This is a genomic window from Bacteroides stercorirosoris (assembly GCF_900142015.1).
GTDB classification, from domain to species: Bacteria; Bacteroidota; Bacteroidia; order Bacteroidales; family Bacteroidaceae; genus Bacteroides; species Bacteroides stercorirosoris.
Genome location: NZ_FQZN01000007.1, coordinates 159,486 through 181,515 on the forward strand (window position 1 = coordinate 159,486; position 22,030 = coordinate 181,515).

At 44.2% G+C, this 22,030-nt stretch carries 10 protein-coding genes; all 10 read left to right on the top strand.

The features are described 5' to 3' along the window. The first annotated feature begins 196 nt into the window (after window positions 1-196). Complete coding sequence (locus BUC01_RS07340; protein ID WP_025832592.1) at window positions 197-2,632, top strand: glycoside hydrolase family 127 protein; 2,436 nt, start codon at window positions 197-199, stop codon at window positions 2,630-2,632. A gap of 69 nt (window positions 2,633-2,701) precedes the next feature. Further along, complete coding sequence (locus BUC01_RS07345; protein WP_025832591.1) at window positions 2,702-5,755, top strand: SusC/RagA family TonB-linked outer membrane protein; 3,054 nt, start codon at window positions 2,702-2,704, stop codon at window positions 5,753-5,755. Between the two features lie 22 nt (window positions 5,756-5,777). Beyond that, entirely contained in the window at window positions 5,778-7,472 is a 1,695-nt protein-coding gene (locus BUC01_RS07350) for a RagB/SusD family nutrient uptake outer membrane protein (RefSeq protein ID WP_025832590.1), read from the top strand. Between the two features lie 6 nt (window positions 7,473-7,478). Continuing rightward, a complete protein-coding gene (locus BUC01_RS07355) occupies window positions 7,479-8,477 on the top strand; it encodes a DUF4859 domain-containing protein (RefSeq protein WP_025832589.1) in 999 nt (332 codons plus the stop codon). Between the two features lie 34 nt (window positions 8,478-8,511). Next, window positions 8,512-10,857, top strand: coding sequence for a DUF6055 domain-containing protein (locus BUC01_RS07360; RefSeq protein ID WP_073313156.1), 2,346 nt, complete (start codon window positions 8,512-8,514; stop codon window positions 10,855-10,857). A 245-nt stretch (window positions 10,858-11,102) separates the two neighbouring features. Next, window positions 11,103-12,281: a CotH kinase family protein gene (locus BUC01_RS07365; RefSeq protein ID WP_025832587.1), complete on the top strand. Its 1,179-nt coding sequence runs from the start codon at window positions 11,103-11,105 to the stop codon at window positions 12,279-12,281. Window positions 12,282-12,286: 5 nt separating this feature from the next. Then, window positions 12,287-13,615, top strand: a complete 1,329-nt coding sequence (locus BUC01_RS07370; RefSeq protein ID WP_073313157.1) for a DUF6055 domain-containing protein — start codon at window positions 12,287-12,289, stop codon at window positions 13,613-13,615. Window positions 13,616-13,661: 46 nt separating this feature from the next. Then, window positions 13,662-14,546, top strand: a complete 885-nt coding sequence (locus tag BUC01_RS07375) for a DMT family transporter (protein WP_025832585.1) — start codon at window positions 13,662-13,664, stop codon at window positions 14,544-14,546. Beyond that, window positions 14,543-18,523 (top strand): hybrid sensor histidine kinase/response regulator transcription factor, encoded by a 3,981-nt coding sequence (locus BUC01_RS07380; protein ID WP_073313159.1) that lies wholly within the window; start codon window positions 14,543-14,545, stop codon window positions 18,521-18,523. Before BUC01_RS07375 ends, BUC01_RS07380 begins: the two co-directional genes overlap by 4 nt. Before the next feature lie 240 nt (window positions 18,524-18,763). Next, window positions 18,764-22,015, top strand: coding sequence for a S41 family peptidase (locus tag BUC01_RS07390; protein WP_073313162.1), 3,252 nt, complete (start codon window positions 18,764-18,766; stop codon window positions 22,013-22,015). Window positions 22,016-22,030 lie beyond the last annotated feature (15 nt).

The window sequence follows — 22,030 nt, forward strand, 5'->3', positions numbered from 1 at the left end:
ATTCCGGGTGCGGTTCGGGTATAATATCTACAGCCATGAAAAAATAATCCAAGCTAATACAATAATAATCTAAATATCCTCCAGAGCCTTTGTGATCCGACTATTTTTGCATTCATATGGACTTTCGTTTTATTCAGTTTAAGATAAATCCTTTTCCTTTGCCGTACACTTTTGGTAACGAACTAAAAATACATATATGAAGAAACGAATCCAATTCCTTTTCGGTAGCATCGCCCTCCTGGGCATGAGTGCTTGCAGCGAACCCTACGTTCAGCCTGATGCTCCGATTAAAGAAGTTCCTTTTACACAAGTTCACCTGAACGATAACTTCTGGACTCCGCGTATTGAAACCAATCGTACAGTCTCCATACCTTCCGCATTTAAAGAATGTGAGAAGAACGGGCGCTTCGATAACTTTGCCATTGCCGGAGGATTAATGAAAGGCGAACACCGTGGTGATTTCTCTTTTGACGATACCGATCCTTATAAGATAATAGAAGGAGCCTCCTACTCGCTGGCTGTGAAGTATGACAAAGCACTGGATGCTTATCTGGATAGTGTCATCTCCCTTATCGCAGCCGCTCAGGAACCGGACGGCTATCTCACTACGTGCGTAACTAATAAATGCTACCGCCTTTCCGGTTGGTGGGGAACGCATCGTTGGGAAAAAATCAATAGTCACGAACTTTATAATAGCGGTCACTTGTACGAAGCTGCCGTTGCACACTATCGCGCGACAGGTAAACGCTCTCTGCTTGATGTCGCTATCAAAAATGCTGACCTTGTTTGTCAGGTATTTGGTCCGAGTGAAGGACAAAAGCATGTTCCTTCGGGACACCCCATCGCCGAAATGGCGCTTGCTAAATTATATAAAGTGACAGGTGACGAGAAATATCTGAAAATGGCTAAATATTTCGTGGAGGAAACCGGACGCGGAACAGACGGTCATCGTCTCAGCGAATACAGTCAGGATCACAAACCTATTTTGCAGCAAGACGAAATCGTAGGCCATGCCGTGCGTGCCGGATACCTTTATTCGGGTGTTGCCGATGTGGCTGCCCTGACCCAGGACACAGCTTACTTTAACGCACTGAGTCGTATTTGGGAGAATATGGCAAGCAAGAAACTCTTTATTACCGGAGGTATAGGTTCCCGTCCGCAGGGGGAAGGCTTTGGACCTAACTATGAACTGAACAATCATACCGCATATTGCGAAACTTGTGCAGCCATCGCCAATGTTTATTGGAATCACCGCATGTTTCTGGCTACGGGAAACGCCAAATATGCCGATGTGTTGGAACGTGCACTTTATAATGGTGTGATTTCGGGTGTCTCCCTTAGCGGTGACAAGTTCTTCTATGATAATCCGCTCGAATCTATGGGGCAGCACGAACGCCAGCATTGGTTTGGTTGTGCTTGCTGTCCGGGTAATGTAACTCGCTTCATGGCTTCCGTACCTTATTATATGTATGCCACTCAGGGTAATGATATTTATGTTAACCTTTATATCCAGAGTAAAGCTGACCTTAATACAGACAGCAATAATGTAGCTTTGGAACAGACTACTGAATATCCTTGGGAAGGAAAGGTTTCCATCTTAGTTACTCCTGAGAAAGAGCAGGAATTTGCTTTACGTTTTCGTATCCCGGGTTGGGCGCAGGATGCTCCCGTACCGACGGATCTTTACTCATTTACTGATAAGGCAGGTGCTTACAGCATCTCTGTTAACGGTAAGAAAGCAAATGCCAAACAATATGATGGCTACGCTACTATTTCACGTACCTGGAAAGCGGGTGATGTGGTAGAAATCAACCTTCCGATGGATGTGCGCCGTATTAAAGCCAATGATAATGTGGAAGATGATCGTGGTAAACTGGCTATCGAACGTGGTCCTATCGTGTTCTGTCTGGAGGGCAAAGATCAGGCTGACAGCACTGTTTTCAACAAGTTTATTCCTGATGCCACTCCAATGGAAGCAGCTTACGATGCTAATCTGTTGAACGGTGTGGTGGTGCTGACCGGTAATGTGAAAGAAGTGGGTAAAGATGGTAGTGTGAAAGAGGTTCCTTTCAAAGCCATTCCTTATTCAACCTGGAATAATCGTGGTGCAGACCAAATGGCAGTTTGGATTCCTGAAGCTGCCGAGTATGCTCGTCCCATTCCCGAACCGACAATTGCCAGCAAGGCACGGACTCTGATGATACAGGCTCCTATCCAAAAAGATGCTCCTGAATCAGCCTCTGTAGAAAGCTGGGCATGGGGAGTGAACGACCAATGGGAACCGAAACGTTCGTCGGATATTTCTAAGCCTTACCACTATTGGTGGTTGAGAAACGGAACGCTGGAAACGCTGGCTTACCAATTTGATCAGCCTTATACCGTTTCAAACGTACAGGTTTATTGGCTGGATTTCGATCATTACGATGGGAACTTCCGCGTGCCGGAAAGCTGGAAACTCTACTATAAAGATGGTAAAACTTGGAAAGAAGTAGAGGCATTGAATGGCTATGTGGTGAAGAAGGACTGCTACAATAGTCTTGACTTTAAACCGGTAAAAACGACAGGATTGAAAATTGCCGCTCAGTTGCAGAAAGGTGCTTCGGGCGGGGTGATTGAATGGAAAGTAAACTAAATCCATTTTTTTAAAATTAAAAAATAATAACTTGTAATTGAATAGTAACCTTTTAATTAAAGATGTAATATGAAAACACATGAAAATCGAGCCTTGTTCAGCAAAGCTGTTCTAAGGGCTACGGCCTGTCTTTTCCTTGCAGCGGGTGTCGGCATCGGTCCGACAGCAACGTTTGCGGAAACAGTGGGAGCAATGGACATCGAGGCTGTACAACAGCAGGTGGTAACAGTCACGGGTGTAGTAAAAGATAAGAGTGGCGAGCCTATTATTGGTGCCAACATTCTTGAGAAAGGAACCACTAACGGTGTGATAACCAATGTAGACGGCCAATACACACTAAAGGTGAAAGGTGCCAATTCAGTATTGTCTGTTTCTTATATAGGCTATAAGGCACAGGAAATAACGGTAGGAAACAAGAGAAAAATAGATATTACTCTTGCCGATGATACGGAGTTGTTGGATGAAGTGGTGGTTATCGGTTATGGTACGCAGAAGAAGGGTGATGTGACGAGTGCCATTGCCAGTGTGAAAGCTGAAGACTTCTTGGTAGGTAATTTCAATAATGCGGGTGATTTACTGAAGGGTAAAGTAGCCGGTCTGACCATTGCTAAACCTTCGGGTGACCCTAATGTAGGTACTGAAATCAGTCTTCGTGGTATTGTCTCTGTATCGGGTAACGCTTCTCCATTAGTACTGATTGACGGAGTTCCTGGTAGCATGAGTACCGTTCCTACTGAGAACATAGCCTCTATTGATGTACTGAAAGATGCTTCTGCTGCCGCTATTTATGGAACGCGAGGTGCAGGTGGAGTTATTCTTATCACTACCAAAACCGGCATGCGCGAACAGAAAGCAACTGCCACTTATTCTGGTTACGTCTCATTTTCTAATTGGGTCAAGAAAGCAGATTTCATGACTCCTGATGACATTCGTGCAGGAAAAACACAATATAATGATGAAGGGTATGACACTGACTGGCTCGATGCGGTGAGTCGTACTGGTGTGACACATAATCATAGCTTTTCTATCACAGGCGGTTCTTCTACTACCTCTTATTATGGTAATGTAACTTATCGCAATCAGCAGGGGGTAATGAAGAAGTCTGGTAACGAAGACTTGAGTGTGTCGTTTGATGTGAGTCATTGGATGTTCAACAATATGTTGAAGGTAAACCTAAACATTGTGCAAGACAATTATAAGTATTTGGATAAGTATGATGCTTATGGAGTAAATAGCCTTACGCAAATTTATAGACAAGCTGTGATTCGAAATCCGACTTCTCCAATTTGGAATGAAGACGGTACTTACAACGAACGTTCACTGTTACAATACTACAATCCTGTTTCGTTGCAGAATGAAAGTACAGGTGAAACAAAGGAAATAAATACTCGAATTACCGGAAATGTAACTTTTGAACCGATTAAAGGATGGCAAACTAACTTAATGTTGGCCAGTCACCGTTCAACAGGTAAAACCGGTTCATACAACACTAAGTATCATACTACTACCGCGATTGGTAACCTGACTGGCGAGGCAAGTCTAAGTGATAATTATGATCGTACAGATTACTTGGAATTGACTTCTAAATATCACGCTACATTTGCAGGAAAGCACCGTTTTGAAGGTATGGTAGGTTACAGCTGGTCAAGAAATACTTATGAGAGTGCTGGTATGTGGAATGCCAATTTCCCGACAGATTACTTTGGTTACAACAATATGGGTGCCGGTGAATATCTTACTGATGGTAAGGCTTCAATGAGTAGCTCAAAGACAGAATCGACTTTGATTGGTACATTTGCCCGTATCAGCTATGGTTTTGATAATCGTTATAACATTTTGGCTTCTGTTCGTTACGAGGGTTCTTCCAAGTTTGGTGCCAACCATAAATGGGGTGCTTTCCCTTCTGTTTCCTTGGGTTGGAATATCATGAATGAGAGTTTTCTGGAATCGACTCGTAACTGGTTGAACAATTTGAAACTTCGTGCCGGTTATGGTGTGACTGGTGTAATTCCGGCTTATTCTTACCAATCTATTGTTCGCTATAGTTACTCCGGTGGTAATTATTACCGTGATGGGAAATGGGCTAAAGGATTGAAAGCATTATCAAATGCCAATCCTGATTTGAAATGGGAGATTGCCAAAGAACTCAATGTAGGTTTGGACTGGGGCGTATTGAATGACCGTTTGGGTGGTTCCGTAGATTTCTATGTAAAGAATACCTCGGATATGCTTTTTGATTATGCCGTACCCAGTCCCCCTAATTTGTATACTTCTACCCTGGCCAATGTAGGTAAGATGCGCAATTCCGGTATCGAAATTATGGTTCGTGCCATTCCTATTCAAACCAAAGATTTTGAATGGAATACTGCACTAACAATGCAACATAATGCCAATAAGTTGGTAAGCCTTTCCAATGACCTTTATCAGACTGAGAATATTCTTTGGCAGCAAGGTGTAGGTGACCCTGTGAGCCAGTATACCCACAAAGTGGAGGTAGGCAAGAGCTTTGGCGAAATCTGGTCACTGAAAGCAGTTGGTGTATCAGAAAAGACAGGTCTGTTCTTGATAGAAAACCCGGAAACTGGCCAGGCTGCCGAATTTTATCAGGAAATGCGTAACGACCGCGACAACTGGTACCAACGTATGGGTAATGGCATTCCCAAAATCTCTATGGGATGGAATAATACATTCCGCTATCAGAATTTTGATTTGACTATGCAGTTTACCGGTCAGTTTGGCTATAAGATTATCAACCAGCAACGTGTGTTTTATGAAAACAACGCCCATGCTTACAATAAGTTGAAATCGGCAGCCGATGCAATTGGCGGTATTCGCCCACTCTCTGCACAGCAGTCACAAGTAGTAACCAGTTATTACATTGAAGATGGTGATTACTTGAAACTGACCAATATGACTTTGGGCTATACTTATGACTTTAAGAAAAGTACTTATGTAAAAAGCATACGCTTCTATGGTAGTATAGATAATCTTTTTACAATCACTAAGTACAAGGGGTCTGATCCGGAACTCGGCAGCAACAACTTTTGGACTGCTGGTGTAGACAGTCGTGATAAATATCCCACTGTACGTTCATTCACTGTAGGTTTGAACGTAACTTTCTAACCTCATTAAAAGCAAAATAATTATGAAATATAATACGATATTTAAGAAAGGTGCTGTCGGTATATTATTTGCCGGTTCAATTCTGTTAGGCAGTTGCACCGATTTGAGTGAAACCTTATATAGTGAACTTCCTGGTGATGGTAGCTATGAATTTACTGAAACCGAGATTGCGGCTCAATATGGTGTAATTTACGACCGTTTACGCGATATGTACGATGGCTGGGAAGGTTATATGGATATTAGCCAAGAGTGTGGTGACTTGATTATGACCCCTTACCGTACTTATGGAGGATGGGGTGCACAATATGTTTCATTGCACAAGCATGAATTCCATCCTACTATTAATCATCTTTATCGCCCTTGGTACTCTTGTTATCAAGGTATAAACTCTTGCAATCAGTTGCTTGACGATGGAACCATCAGCAGTAACGAAAGAGCAACAGCCGAGTTGCGCACTTTCCGTGCGCTGTTCTATTATGTATTGTTCGATTTGCATCGCAATATTCCTGTAACTACTACTTTGAAACTGCCGGCCGACTATATGCCGAAACAGGAGACTCCGCAGTTTACTTTCGATTTCATAGTGAAAGAAGTAGAAGAATCGAAACCATTGCTTACTAAAGAAGTGGAAAAAGGACAGCTGAATTACTATGGTGCCTGTATGCTACTGGCAAAGATGTATCTGAACCATGATGCTTGGTTCCCCGATGCTCCTGATAATAAATACTATGGTTTGGCTATCGAACAGGTGAATGAAGTCATCAATGATGGTGCCTATACATTGGCTGAGAATTATCGTGAGCCTTTCTCCGTAGCCGGGAGCAAGGAAAATATATTCGAACTGATGTATAGCAATAAATATGCCGGTCATGGTACGAACCACTTCTGCAAATGGTTTCCCGCCATCTGCAAGGATGTATTTGGCGTTTCGTTCGACCCTTGGAATGGAAGTGCTTGCGTACCGCAGTTTTTTGATACTTATGATGAAGATGACACCCGTAAGGCTGATACTTGGAAATGGGGCGTTCAGCGTGATCAACAAGGAAATATACTCTATGATAACGGAAAAGAGGTGAATCTTACTCCCGAAGTATGGGCTATTGAAAAGCCAGGTGCAGGTGACTATCAGGGTGCTCGTTTATGGCTCTATGAGATTCAACCGGGTAACATTGGTACCAGTGATGACAATGTACCTTTCTTTCGTTTGACAGACGCTTACTTTATTAAGGCTGAATGTTTGCTCCGTCTGGGCGGATATAATGGTGAGACAGAGCAGGATGCTGCGGATATTGTAACGATGATTCGTCGTCGTGCATTCAAAAACAACCCTGAAAAAGCACTCCGTACTGTTGCCCAACTGAAAGGAGGCAGCGTATACGATTATGGATTGCGCGAAACGCAAGGTACGCTTGATGATGACAAGAACCTTACCAATGTTGAAGTTATTACTACTCACGAAGGTGGTGATGATATCATTCTTGGTGGTTTGCTTGATGAATTGGCTTGGGAGTTTGTGTATGAACACCACCGTCGTCAAGACCTTATTCGCTTCAAGATGACTAATGGATGCAATGTTTTCAATGGTAAGTCATGGTTCGGCAAGAGTGCTAACACTAATCCGAATGATCACCATCTTGACATCTTCCCCATCCTGCAGGATAATCTGGATGCCAATCCTAACTTAGTTCAGAACCCTGGTTATACAACCGCAAAATAAAGAACCATGAAAAAGAAATTAATCTATATACTGATGATTTGTGGTGCGTTGTTTATGACAACCGCTTGCAGTGAAGAATATACAGATGCTACAAGTATGCATGTGTACGGTCCAAATGAGAATCCACCCGTGAAAACAGATGAAAAGGGAACTGTAACCAGTACCTTTGATAAAAAAGCTGGCGATCCTGTTCCTGCTACCATTAGTATCGAACAATATGAAACAATAATACAGCAACAGCTCGGCATGACAGTAGATGAACTGATGAGTGCTATTGAGAGCGGGAAAGTGGTTGTCTGTCCCATTAATGCCTCCCGTAGTGTATGGAACAAAGCAAAAGCCAATGTAGAAGGGAAGAAATATGGCTGGTATGTTAATAAAAACGGTAATGTATGTGAAATTGATGATGTATCCTTGTATGGCATCATTGAATTCGATGCCGCAACCAAATGCTTCAATTTTTATCCCGATGGAAATGCCGGTGGTGCAGCTTCGATAGAGTTTGGCTTTGCCCTTGATGGACCAAACTACAATACGGCTATTCGTTTCGTTATGGCTATGACTGTATTTGATAAGAGTTTCATCATTCAGGATATAACGATTCCTGCTGGTGACTATAATGCTTATTCGTTGACATTCGAGAGTGTAGCTGAAAATATCAATTATGTGTTTGGTATGTCTTCTGCCGAATTGGTTGCTGCTGTTTCCGATGGCGCAGTAAAACCTTATATAATGAACCTTGAAACTAATGCATATGTTTGGGACGGCACTTCTACTGCAAATAATGGTGGTTACTGGTGTAATGCCAATAACGAAATTTGCACTTGGGGAGCAGATGGCTTCTCTTTCTTCATCGAGCCTTGGCTAGAGGATGATCCGGCTTGCATGGCTATCGGACGTGCTCCGGGTATCGCATCGGGAACTACAATGATGGTTAAATTTGGTTTGGCTACTCCTGATAAACAAAAAGCGATGTCGTTCCTTTTGAACGCAACTTTCGAGTAATACCTTATTTTTAAACTTTCTAAAACAATATAAAATGAAAAGCAATATACGACACTATTTCTACTTCGCAGCTATGTTGATGGTTGTTAGTGGAACATCGTTTCTCACTACTGCATGTGAAGATGACGATATGTCAAAACGTGTAGCTGATTATGATCCTCGATATAAAGGTTCTATTGCAGGTATGGAGGCCGATTATGCGGTTGAAGCCGAAGACAAGAACTTGGAAATAAACTTTAAGAGTGACATGGACTGGACGGTTGCCGTTGTGGATGCCGAAGGTAATGCCTGTTCATGGGCTAGTGTGTCACCTGCTGAAGGTAAAGCTGGTGAAGAGTTGAAGTTGACTGTGACCATGCAGGAGAACGAAGACACTGCCAATGACCGTTCTGCCACTGTTACAATCTCTACCGTAAAAGGTCAGTCGCAGGCTATTAAGTTGGTTCAAAAGTATAAGGTATTGTACCTGAAACCTGATGAAATTAAAGATTATGCCAAATACATTTGTCCCGGTGCCGGAAATCCTCACTTCGAGGAAGGTCCTGAGTATATGCTTCGTCATGACAGCTACTATTCATGGCATCGCATGAAGCAAAGTGAACACTTCTTTGTATTCTGGTCACCGGAGTTTGGAGAAGATCCAAATGCGGAAAGCGTTTCGGCTGCCATGCGCGTAGATATTGATGACCTTCTTAAGAAAGCGGAGTTATACTTCAATACCAATGTTAACATTCTTAAGATGGCGACTTTGGGTGAAGGTAAATCTATGCTTGACGATTATAAGATGCAGATTTATCTGATTTATCAGGATGAGTGGCTTGCCACTGGTTCTGGTTATGATGACAAAATAGGTGCCCTTTGGGTAAATCCATCTACTTGTCAGCCTGTAGGGTCTACCATAGCTCATGAAATCGGTCACTCTTTCCAGTACCAGGTTTATGCTGATAAAGTGAACAAGCAGGGGGCTCCGGCTGATTTACATCATGGATTCCGTTATGGATTTGGCCCCGATGGTGCCGGAGGTTGTGCTTTCTGGGAACAGTGTGCGCAATGGCAAGCTCAACTTGACTATCCGGAAGAAATGTTCGGCTATCATCTTGATGTTTGGAAAAAGAATTATCATCGACACTTCAACCATGAATGGATGCGTTACGCCAGTTACTGGTTGCAGCATACTTGGGTAGAGAAACATGGAATTGATGCATATGGACGTATTTGGCGTGATTCGGAATATCCTGAAGATCCATTGCAAACTTACCAGCGTATATATTGCGGTAATAATCAGAATGTTCTTTATGCTGATCTTTATGACTATGCTTCACGTATGGTATACTATGACTTGAAGTTTGCCAATAATGAAAGTAAACCGGTGACTGTACCTGATTATGTGAAAGGTGATTATAGTACTGATTTATACAAGGTAGGCGACCTCAAATATCAGGTGGGTTATGCGAGTTGTCCCGGAACTACCGGTTTCAATGTTATTAAAATGAAAGTGCCTGCTGCTGGTACTACAGTTTCTACTACGGTTGGTGCTATCATTCCCGGAAGTGCTCTTGCCAAGGGAGATAAAGGCGAACAGGTAGATGGAGATGGAAAAGTTGTGGCTAAAACCACGACCTACAATACTTCGGATAACACTTCATCCGATTACCGTTATGGTTATGTAGCTATAGTAAATGGTAAACCGACCTATTCGGAAATGAGCAAAGGTGCCGAAGGTACGGCTTCATATATAGTACCTGCAGGCACCAATGAACTCTACTTCGTGATAATGGCTGCTCCCGATGAATACAATCGTCAGTATTGGAATGATAAGGAAGAAGATGACGAACAATGGCCTTATACTATTACTTTGAGTGGCACCGACGTGGAAAGTTATAATGATGTAGTTGAAGTGGTGCTTGATCCGAATGCTAAGCCTAAAAGCGTTGAGATGATTATTAATGTGCGCGGTACGGCTGATGCATCTTATGAATTTGCTCATTATAACATCGCTTACTACGATAATGCAGCTATTTGCCATGCTTTCTGCCTGATGCCGGAAGATTTTGCAGCCATCCAGCAACATAGTTCTGAGGGATTGGCCGAAGGAAAAATCTGTATGCGTCTGAAATTGCCTGATGGTACTTATAGTTATGAAGATAATTGTGGTGGTGAGTTAGGAGGATTCTGGTGTAATGCTGCTGGTAAACCGCAAGGATGGGGCGCAGATGCACGTACTTATACCAAACTTCACACGATCTACGATATGGAAGTCGGTTTTATGCCAGGTACGATTACTGCCGGAGAAACTTATCCTCAAATGGTTGAACTTGTCTATACCAAGGATGGTAAAGAATACATTGCTACTCTTAAATTCAATTTTATTGTAGAATAACTATTCTCAAAATAATATTAGGAGCTTGTGTTTGTACCGACAGACACAGGCTCTTAATTGTAATATAGTAAGATAAAATGTATAGGCGGAATTACTGCTTATTTTATTTATTAATTTTAGCTGTTAATATGAACTCAATAGTTAGGAATGTATTTTGGGGAGAGCTGATATGCTTATCCCTATTTTTAGCAAGCTGCTCCGATGATTCAGAACCTGTTTGCACTCTTCCGATATCTACTAAAGAAATGATCTATCAAGTTGCTCAACTGACCATCAACACCGAAAACGCTGCCCCTATTATGGGGAAGGATAAAAAGGATTATGTAAATTGTACCTTCATCATTGACTCTGAAATAGAAGAATGGGATTATAACGGAACAGGACGTATTCGCGGACGTGGGAATTCTACCTGGCTTTGGTATCCGAAGAAACCTTATCGCATTAAGCTGGATAAGAAGTCGGAAATACTTGGACTGGCTACTGAAAAGGATTGGGTGCTTCTTGCCAATTACCGTGATCCGACCCACATGATGAATACCTTTACATTTATTGCAGGTGAGAAGTTAGGTTTGCCTTATACTAATCATTCTCGTTATGTGGAAGTAACATTGAACGGTGAGTACATCGGGCTCTATCAGTTGACAGAGCAAGTGGAACAAGGGAGTAGCCGCATAGCGGTGGATGACGAACAGGGTATGCTGATTTCGCTGGATGCGGACGACGGACCGGAATTGAATCCGAATGGGGGAGACAACTTCTGGTCGACAGTTTACCGAATGCCCATTTGTGTGAAACATCCGGAAGACGCTACTGCCACACAACTGAAGGGGGTGCAGGATGACTTTGCCCGATTAGAACAGAGCATACATGACAGCGATTATGAAACAACCGCTCGGCTGATGAATATTGCTTCGTTTATAGATTATATGATAATACAGGAACTGGTGTACAATGTGGAGGTAGATGCTCCACGCAGCATCTATATGCATAAAGATAAAAACGGGCTTTGGACTATGGGACCACTTTGGGATTTTGATGCAGGATTTGACTTTGACTGGGGAACCATGTATACCGGACATAACTATTTCACTAGCTATCGGGAACTTGTATTGGGTACTGATCCGGTCAATCATACCGGAGGCTATCGTGTTCCGTCTTTCTTTACGGATCTTTTCAAAAATAAGCGCTTTGTGAGCGAATACAAGGCACGTTGGACGGAAATAAAGGGTGAGATTATGTCGGAATTTTGGGAAGAAACACGTCGTTTTGCCGTAGGATGTTCCGGCGCAATGAAGCGTAATGCCGAATGCTGGCCTATTGATAAAAATTATCAGACGGAGATAACCCGGATGAAACAATGGCTTCAACAACGTACCGATTATTTAGATACTGTTATTAAAAACTATCCGTCAGGAACAAAATAAAGATTATGAAGAAGTATATCCTTTTATTAAGTCTTGCTATCGTTTGGGGATTAGCCTTGAAGGCGCAGAATGTGGCATCCGTTCCTATGCCTGCTGGCAAAGCCATCTACATTCCCAAAGACCTTCAGGACATAGACTTGCAAAACCCTGAAAGCAAATGGAGTTATCATCGTATGGCCTGTACAGAGAATTTTGTCATCTTCTGGGAGAAAGGGTTTGGGAATGATTTATCCAATCTGCCTCAGTTGGAAGGGCACAATATGCAGGTCGATTTACCGAATCTGATGGATAAATTGGAGAGCTTTTACCGTTTCTTCCGTGATAAACTGGAATTCTCACGTCCCGGTTCCAAGTGCGACAAGTATCGCATGATGGTGATGCTGAACTATTCCCTGGAAGGCACGGCATACGGTGGAGATTATGACGGAGAAATCGGCGCTTTGTGGATTGCTCCCAACCGTGTACAAGATAAGAAACTGAACTGCATCGCCCATGAATTGGGACATAGTTTTCAGGCACAAATCAGTTGTGATGGGCAGGGTGAAGCCTGGGGAGGATGCGGTTTCTTTGAAATGACTTCGCAATGGATGCTGTGGCAGGTTAATCCCGAATGGATTACTGATGAAAAATATCATTGGGATGCTTTCATGAAGTTGACTCACAAGGCTTATCTCCACATGGAGAACATTTATCATTCACCTTACGTCTTGGAATATTGGGGTATGAAACGGGGACTTCCCATTATAGCCGAACTTTACCGTCAGGGAAAGCGGGGAGAAGACCCGGTTATCACCTACAAACGTTTGGCTGCTTTGAATCAGAAACAATTCTGTGACGAGATGTTTGATACTTACCGCCACTTTATCAACTGGGATTTTCCGCGCGTCTGGAAAGAAACACGTCCGTATGCCAATAAATATACTTCTCAGCTAATAGCTCAGCCGGATGGATGGTATGGGATAGCACCGGAGAATTGTCCTGAAAATTATGGATTCAATGCGATTCCTTTGCTTGTTCCTCAATCGGGAGAGAAGGTGAAAGTGGAATTCTGCGGAGAAGCAGGAAAGGAAGGATATACTGCAATCCATACAGATAAGGCAGGTTGGCGTTATGGTTTTGTTGCCGTAACGGCAGAAGGTGAATCTATTTATGGGGAAATGGGCGATAATAGCGGGAAAAGTATTATTTTTACAGCTCCAAAAGATCAAACTCTGACTTATTTGTGGCTGGTTGTGATGGGAGCGCCAACGGAACATTGGATGAAGCCCGCTCCGGGAGAGAAAGATGCTCAATGGCCATACCGCATCAAGGTTACGGGAAGCAATCCTTTATAAACATACAGATAAATACGATGTCTGCAAAAGAAACATATATGAACCGATGAGAAACAATACAAGTGCCGTTGTTTATGCCTGCATTGCAGTGCTTAGTTGGTCTACTGTAGCCACTGCTTTTAAGATAGCTTTGACGCATCTAACTCATTTTGAGATGCTGCTGATAGCCAGTTGTACTTCATTAGTCATATTTGCCCTTTTGCTGACTTTCCAGAAGAAGTGGAGACTGGTGTCGGAACTTTCCGGTCGCCAATGGGGATACTTTGCATTATTGGGATTACTGAATCCTGTCGCTTATTATCTGGTGTTGTTCAAAGCATACGACCTGCTACCTGCACAGGTGGCACAGCCCATCAATTATGCATGGCCTATTGTACTGCTTATTCTGTTGGCCTTGTTCGCCCATCAGCCCATACCACCGAAGAAATATATCGGCATGTTTATTTCGCTGGGTGGAGTGGTACTGATTTCGGTTGGTACAGGGCAATCGGGAGGTATGGACATACCTGTGCATGGCTTATTGCTGGCAGCATTGAGTGCCTTACTGTGGGCCATGTATTGGATGATAAACAATAAGTTCAAAGATAAAACAGATGGCAGTATTGCGTTGTTTATGAGTTTCCTGTTTGGCACGGTCTATTTGCTGATAGGAGCTGTGGGGGTAGGCGTACATTTTAATACGTTGCCCGGTATACTGTCGGGTATGTATGTCGGCGGGTTCGAAATGGGCATTCCTTTCATCTTTTTCAGCCTTGCCATGCGGAAAACATCCAATCCGGCACTGGTCAACCAGCTTTGTTACTTATCTCCCTTCTTGTCTTTATTCTTCATTGCAATCATATTGGGTGAACAGATTGTGTTTACAACTTACATCGGTCTTGCATTGATTGTAATGGGAATTATGTTCAATCAATATCTGGTGAAGAAATGAAAAAGATTATCCTTGCAATAATAGCCGGTATTATTCCGTTGGTGCTTCCGGCAGCTTCTACTGATTTTTGGTTCCGCCATTTCTCCGTGGAAGATGGATTATCCTCCAACTCTGTGCGTGCTATTATGCAGGATAAATATGGCTTTATGTGGCTTGGTACGGATGACGGCTTGAACCGTTACGACGGCACCACTATAAAGGTTTATAATCTGAATCCGCAAGGGTCTAATGATTATATCTCTTCTCTTTACGACACTACGGACAATATCTGGGTAGGGACAGAAGACGGGGTGTATATATTTGATTATGAAACGGAAAGCTTTGAACTATTCAAAGTATTGACAGCCCAGGGTGACAGCATTAAGAGCAATGTGAATCATATTGCAGAAGACAGAGACGGCAACTTGTGGTTCTCGACAGTAGGGCAAGGTATTTTCAAGTATAATATATCCAAGCACTATCTGGAACATTATGAATTTAAAGATGCCAATGGATTAATGGCGAGTGTGCTGGTTGATAGTGAAAATCAGATATGGGCGGTCACTAATTGGGGAAGCCCCACTGTGTCCAAGCTGAATAAGGCGGAGAATAAATTCGAGCCTTTCCCTATCACTTACGAAGCGGGGCAATATGACTCAAACTCTCTGGTCATGCTCGAAGACTCTGAACATGCACTGTGGCTGGGAACCTGGGAATGCGGTTTGCAGAAGATAGACAGATATACGGGTAAGGCAACCACTTATTTGCATCCGTCGGAAGGTAAGGGGGCTACTCATATCCACTCTTTGGTGGAATATGCTCCCCACCAACTATTGATAGGTTCGGATGACGGACTTTTGCTGTTTAATACACTTACATGCGAACATCAACTGTTCACGGAGGACGAAACAAACCCTTATTCATTATCCAATCGTTTTGTCTATCCTATCGTAAAAGACCGTGAAGGCGGAATATGGGTCGGGACTTATTACGGTGGGGTGAATTATCTTTCGCCTAATACCGGGCAGTTTGAATGCTTTGCCCATTCGCGCTTTTTCAATTCGGTGAATGGAACCGTTATCGGGCGCTTCTGTGAAGATTCTTACGGGCATATCTGGATAGCCTCTGATGATGGAGGGCTGAGCCGCTTCTCTCCCAAGGATAAACAATTCACTCATTATATGCCCGATGAGCACAGAAATAGTCTTTCTTACCATAATGTGCATGCTCTTTGTATGGATGATGGTGATTTATGGATTGGCACCTATACGGGAGGAGTCAACGTGCTGAATACGAAAACAGGCGCGTTCAGGGTATATACCACCAGAGGAGGAGACTTGACCACCCTTGACGGCACCAGTTCTTACGCCATCTTCCGTGACCGGGAGAAGCGGATATGGGTGACTTCTATGGCAGGAATAAACTTGTATAACCGTGAAGAAGACAATTTTGTCCGCGTCAAAGACTTAGAATCGCTGACCATCGATATAGATCAGGATGCCGATGGCAATATCTGGTTCTCTACGCAGGGGAAGGGTTTGTTTAAGTATAATCCGGATAAAAAGACTTGGAAGAACTACGTGCACAGCAATGTTCCCGGTGCATTGGTTAACGACCAGGTGAATTGCGTGCTGATAGATGGCAACGGAAATATGTGGGTGGGGACGATGAACGGGCTTTGCAAGTATAATGCTGGGGAAGACCGGTTTGAAGCGATACCTCTGGATATTCCCAGTCGTAACATTTGCGGTATCGTTGAAGATCAGCATGTGCTGTGGCTGACCACGACGAAAGGGCTGGTTCGTTACGCTCCCGGCGAGAGTTGTCAGGTCTTCACGCGCAGCGACGGGTTGCAGAGCGAACAATTTTTGCCTAATGCTGCTTTGAAGGCTTCCGACGGTAAGATATATGTCGGCTCGGTCAATGGCTTCAATGCTTTTTATCCTTATCAGATTAAGACAAACAGAGTGCTTCCTCCGGTTATCATTACAGGATTGGAAATCTTCAACAAAGAAATCCGGATAGGAGATAAGAAGTTGCCGAAAGCCCTGAACCGGATGACGGAACTTGATTTGTCTTATAAAGACCATGTTTTCAGCCTGCTCTATGCTTCATTGAGTTATTGCACACCCGAAAAGAACCAGTATGCCTATAAATTGGAAGGTTTTGACAAAGACTGGAATTATGTAGGTTCACAGAATAAAGCCACTTATACCAATCTGCCGGCGGGAACTTACACCTTTAAAGTGAAAGCTACTAATAATGACGGGATTTGGAGCGATCAGGAAGCAAGTCTGAAAATAATCATCCACCCTCCTTTCTATTGGAGCACGGCTTCAAAGATTCTTTATTTCATATTGATATGCATAGGGCTGACTTTCTTTATCCGTTTCCTGTTGAAACGGACGGAAAAGAAACATACTGCGGAAATCAATCAGCTGAATGTGAGTAAAGAGAAGGAAGTGCATGAAGCTAAGATTAAGTTCTTCACGATGATAGCCCATGAAATCCGTACTCCGGTTTCGCTCATTATCGGTCCTTTGGAGAAGATTATGAAATCATCCATACCGATGTCGCCAGTGTTGCGGGATGACCTGAATATTATCGACCGTAATAGCCAAAGACTGTTGTTTCTGGTCAATCAGCTGCTGGATTTCCGTAAAGTGGAACAGGAGGGAATCACCATTAAATATACTTCGCAGAATATACGCCAGTTACTGCAAGCGGTTTGTGAGCGTTTCAAACCGTTCATCACCCAGCATGGCGCTCATTTGGAAGTGGAATATCCCGATGCTGATTTTACGGCTATGGTGGATAGTGAGGCGATCACCAAACTGATAAGCAATCTGCTGACGAATGCAAGTAAATATACCAAGGATAAGGTCGTCCTCTCGTGCATTGTACAGCCGGAACAGCATACCTTTGTGATTAAAGTGACTGACAACGGAATAGGTATCAGCAAAGAAGACCAAGAGAAAATCTTCAGGCCTTTCTATCAGGCGATGGACAATAAACCCGGCACCGGTATCGGGCTTAGTATCGTGAAAAGCATTGTAGAATCGCATAACGGTTGCATCGAAGTTGAATCCGAAATCAACAAAGGCTCCTCTTTCATTGTGACGCTGCCCATTGAGCAAGCAGGGGCGGCGGTGCAGGAAGGGGAGACGAGCGTTCTCAATCCGGCAATTCCGGAAGATATTCTGTTGGAAAGTCTGCCGGTGACAGCTTCCAAGGATAAACCGGTCATGCTGATTGTGGACGACAACGAAGAAATGCTGAATTTTCTTTCAAGCAGTTTCTCCGGTCAATATTCCATTCTGACGGCGGAAGACGGAGCGGAGGCGCTGGAGAAGCTGAGAGAGAATGAAGTGACCTTGATAGTAAGCGACTGGATGATGCCACGCATGGATGGAGTGGAATTCTGTAAGGCGTTGCGGGCCGACCAGGCCATCAGCCATATCCCGTTCATCCTGCTGACAGCCAAGACGGATACAAACTCCAAGATAGAAGGCATGGACTGCGGTGCGGATGCTTATATCGAGAAACCTTTCTCTGTGCAGTATCTGGAAGCATGTATCAGGAATCTTCTCGATTTACGTAATCTGCTGCGTCAGAAATTCTCTAAAATGCCGATGGTACCTTTGAACAGTATTGCCAGCAACTCGGTGGATAATAAATTCCTGACCCGCATCAATGAGATTATAGAACAGAATTTCTCTAATCCGGAACTGACGGTCGATTTCCTGGCGGAACAGCTTTGCATCAGCCGTTCAGGTTTGTTTGCCAAGATAAAGACGCTGGCCAATATCACTCCGAACGAGTTGATACAGATAGTGCGGTTGAAGAAAGCGGCAGCCCTGCTTACGGAAAACAAATACCGGATTAATGAAATCTGCTATATGGTAGGTTTTAATAATCCATCCTATTTTGCGAAGTGTTTTCAGAAACAGTTTGGCATAAAACCAGGGGAGTTTGTTAATAATGCGAGCATTGGTTGAATTTAATTCATAACGGTATAGAAATGAGTTTTCACCACAGAGTAACACAGAGTATCACGGAGTTCTATTCTTTTGATTTCAAATTGATTAAACTCTGTGATACTCTGTGTTACTCTGTGGTGAAAAGATTCATAACCCGACAGATGAGAATTGGCAGAATTGATTTGTTTTTTTGCATACTTTTCGTGTAATTATTCTTATTCTTTTCTTACTTTTGTAAGTTGACTAAATTCAAATGACATGAATAAGAAATTACTTTTATCCTTATTCGTTCTGTTCGGTGCATCTGCATGCCTCTCTGCGGCAGATGAGGCGCGTTTGTTGCGCTTTCCGGCAACGAACGGCAGTGAGATTGTGTTCTCGTATGCAGGTGATCTCTACAAAGTACCTGTCACGGGAGGAGAGGCACAGCGCCTGACTTCGCATGTGGGATACGAAATGTTCCCCCGTTTCTCACCGGATGGCAAGACGATTGCCTTTACCGGTCAGTATGATGGCAATACGGAAGTGTACGCCATACCCTCCACAGGCGGTGAACCGCAACGCCTTACTTACACCGCGACCAATGCACGTGATGATTTGGGCGACCGCATGGGACCTAATAATATCGTAATGGCATGGAGCCCCGACGGCAAGCAAATCGTATATCGTAACCGCATCAGCAGTGGCTTTTCCGGTAAACTCTATACCGTTGACCGTGAAGGCGGTTTGCCCGAAGCCATTCCCTTGCCTGAAGGCGGTTTCTGTAGCTACTCTCCCGACGGCAAGCAGTTGGCCTACAACCGTACCATGCGCGAATTCCGTACCTGGAAATACTATAAGGGTGGCATGGCGGATGACATCTGGATATACAATCCCGCCGCGAAATCGGTAGAGAACGTTACGAACAACGTCGCTCAGGACATCTTCCCTATGTGGATTGGAGATGATATCTTCTTCCTTTCCGACCGCGACCGTACGATGAATATCTTCGTCTACAACACGAAGACCCGGCAAACGGCAAAGGTGACCGATTTCACCGAATATGATGTCAAGTTTCCGAGTGCTTCCGGCAATACCATTGTGTTTGAGAATGGCGGATACATCTATAAGATGGACGCTTCCACCCGCCAACCGCAGAAAGTGAGCATCAGTCTTGCTTCCGATAATATCTATGCCCGTGATGATATCAAGAAAGGGGCCAAATATATAACGTCTGTCAGCACCTCTCCGGATGGAGAGCGGGTGGCGATCACGGCACGCGGAGAAGTGTTCAACCTTCCGGCAACCAAAGGAGTGACCAAGAATATCACGCGCACTCCGGGTGCGCACGAGCGCAGCGCCCAATGGTCGCCCGACGGTAAATCCATCGCTTATATCTCCGATGCTACGGGAGAGACGGAGCTTTATCTGCAAGATGCCGTAGAAGGCAATCCGGTGCAACTGACCAAGAATAATGATACGTATATCCGTACTTTTGAGTGGAGTCCGGACAGTAAGACGATTGTTTATACCGACCGTAAGAACCGCATCAATCTGTTGGACGTGGCCTCACGCCGTGTGACCATGCTGTTGCAAGACCCGGTGAGCGAACCGGAGGATGTCACCTTCTCACCGGACAGTAAGTGGCTGACCTACACCCGGGATGTGGATAATGAAATCACCATTGTGTACGTCTATAACATTGCCGATAAAAAGGAGTATCCGGTAACGGACAAATGGTATAATTCCTCTTCGCCGGTATTCAGCACGGATGGGAAATATCTGATATTCTCGTCTGCCCGCGATTTCAATCCCACTTATGGCTGGCTGGAGTGGAACCATGTCTATAATAATATGTATGGAGTTTATATAGCCCTGTTGGCGAAAGATACCCCGTCACCTTTCTTGCAGAAGGATGCCGGTGTGAACAACAGCACTGAAAGCGAAACTCCGAAAGCAGCTGCTGACAAAAACTCCGGCAAGAAAGATGCGAAAGCGGAAGCAAATCCCGTTTCTCTTGTGAAGTTCACTCCCGAAGGCATTACCGAACGTATCATTAAACTGCCTGTTGCCGCTTCTTATTATGGTAGTTTCTATTCCGACGGAAAGAAAGTCTATTACTGGGGGCGTGGCGGTACGAAAGTCTTCGACTTGGGAGAACAGAAAGAAGAAACGGTTGCCGATGGCGCTATGATGTTTGTCACTCCGGGCAGCAAGAAGGCCACGTTCTATAAGGACGAGCAAGTCTATGTGACGGATATTCCCACCGGACAGGCTAATCTGAGCACTTCTGTTAATCTGGATAATATGTCTATCCCCGTAGATTATCCCAAGGAGTGGGCGCAGATTTTTGATGAGGCTTGGCGTGCTTATCGCGATGGTTTCTATCTGGAGAATATGCATGGAGTGGACTGGAAAGCCATCAAACAGAAATATGCCGTCCTGTTGCCTTATGCAAAAACACGTCTTGACTTGAACTATATCATAGGTGAGATGATCGGTGAACTGAATTGCGGTCATGCATACGTCAATCCGGGCGAGACTGAAAAGCCGAAACGTATTAAGACCGGTTTGCTGGGCGCAGAGATTTCTGCTGACAAGAGCGGTTTCTTCCGCTTGGAAAAGATTCTGACCGGAGCCTCCTGGAGCAAGGAACTGCGTTCTCCGCTGACCGAACCGGGCATTGAAGCCAAAGCTGGAGACTATATCGTGGCGATTGATGGTGTGTCGACTAATTCAGTAAAGAACCTGTATGCTTTGTTGGTTGGCAAAGCCGGTGTGCCGACAGAAATCTCGTTGAACACTAAACCTCAGTTGGCCGGTGCCCGAAAGATTGTAATCAGTCCGATTGAAGATGAATATCCTCTTTATCATTACAATTGGGTGCAGAATAATCTGAAAAAGGTGGATGAGGCTTCGAAAGGCCGCATCGGCTATATCTATATCCCCGACATGGGACCGGAAGGGTTGAATGAATTTGCCCGTTACTTCTATCCCCAACTTGATAAGGAAGGGCTGATTATAGACGACCGTGCCAACGGTGGCGGAAATGTTTCACCGATGATTCTGGAACGGTTGTCCCGTGAGCCTTATCGTGTGACGATGCGTCGTGGCTCCACTAAGACGGGTACTGTGCCCGATGCCGTGCAGGTGGGACCGAAAGTTTGCCTGATTAATAAATATTCAGCTTCCGACGGTGACCTCTTCCCGTGGGGTTTCCGTGCGCTGGGACTCGGAAAGTTGATTGGTACACGTACCTGGGGTGGAATTGTAGGTATCAGCGGTCCGCTTCCTTATATGGACGGTACGGATATTCGTGTGCCATTCTTCACCAGTTATGACCCGAAGACGGGGCAGTGGATTATCGAAAACCACGGTGTGGACCCGGATATCCTGATTGATAATGATCCGGTGAAGGAATGGAACGGAGAAGATGAACAACTCAACAAGGCCATCGAAGAGGTGATGAAGGAATTGCAGAACCGCAAACCGTTGCCGCCTGTTCCGGCTCCGAGGGATTTCAGTAAGTAGTCTTACGGACTTTGT

Excerpts from the sequence above, each read along its gene's own strand:
- BUC01_RS07390 (WP_073313162.1), top strand. The coding sequence starts at position 18,764 with ATGAATAAGAAATTACTTTTATCCTTATTCGTTCTGTTCGGTGCATCT.
- BUC01_RS07365 (WP_025832587.1), top strand. The coding sequence starts at position 11,103 with ATGATCTATCAAGTTGCTCAACTGACCATCAACACCGAAAACGCTGCC.
- BUC01_RS07345 (WP_025832591.1), top strand. The coding sequence starts at position 2,702 with ATGAAAACACATGAAAATCGAGCCTTGTTCAGCAAAGCTGTTCTAAGG.
- BUC01_RS07380 (WP_073313159.1), top strand. The coding sequence starts at position 14,543 with ATGAAAAAGATTATCCTTGCAATAATAGCCGGTATTATTCCGTTGGTG.
- BUC01_RS07355 (WP_025832589.1), top strand. The coding sequence starts at position 7,479 with ATGAAAAAGAAATTAATCTATATACTGATGATTTGTGGTGCGTTGTTT.
- BUC01_RS07360 (WP_073313156.1), top strand. The coding sequence starts at position 8,512 with ATGAAAAGCAATATACGACACTATTTCTACTTCGCAGCTATGTTGATG.
- BUC01_RS07370 (WP_073313157.1), top strand. The coding sequence starts at position 12,287 with ATGAAGAAGTATATCCTTTTATTAAGTCTTGCTATCGTTTGGGGATTA.
- BUC01_RS07350 (WP_025832590.1), top strand. The coding sequence starts at position 5,778 with ATGAAATATAATACGATATTTAAGAAAGGTGCTGTCGGTATATTATTT.
- BUC01_RS07375 (WP_025832585.1), top strand. The coding sequence starts at position 13,662 with ATGAGAAACAATACAAGTGCCGTTGTTTATGCCTGCATTGCAGTGCTT.
- BUC01_RS07340 (WP_025832592.1), top strand. The coding sequence starts at position 197 with ATGAAGAAACGAATCCAATTCCTTTTCGGTAGCATCGCCCTCCTGGGC.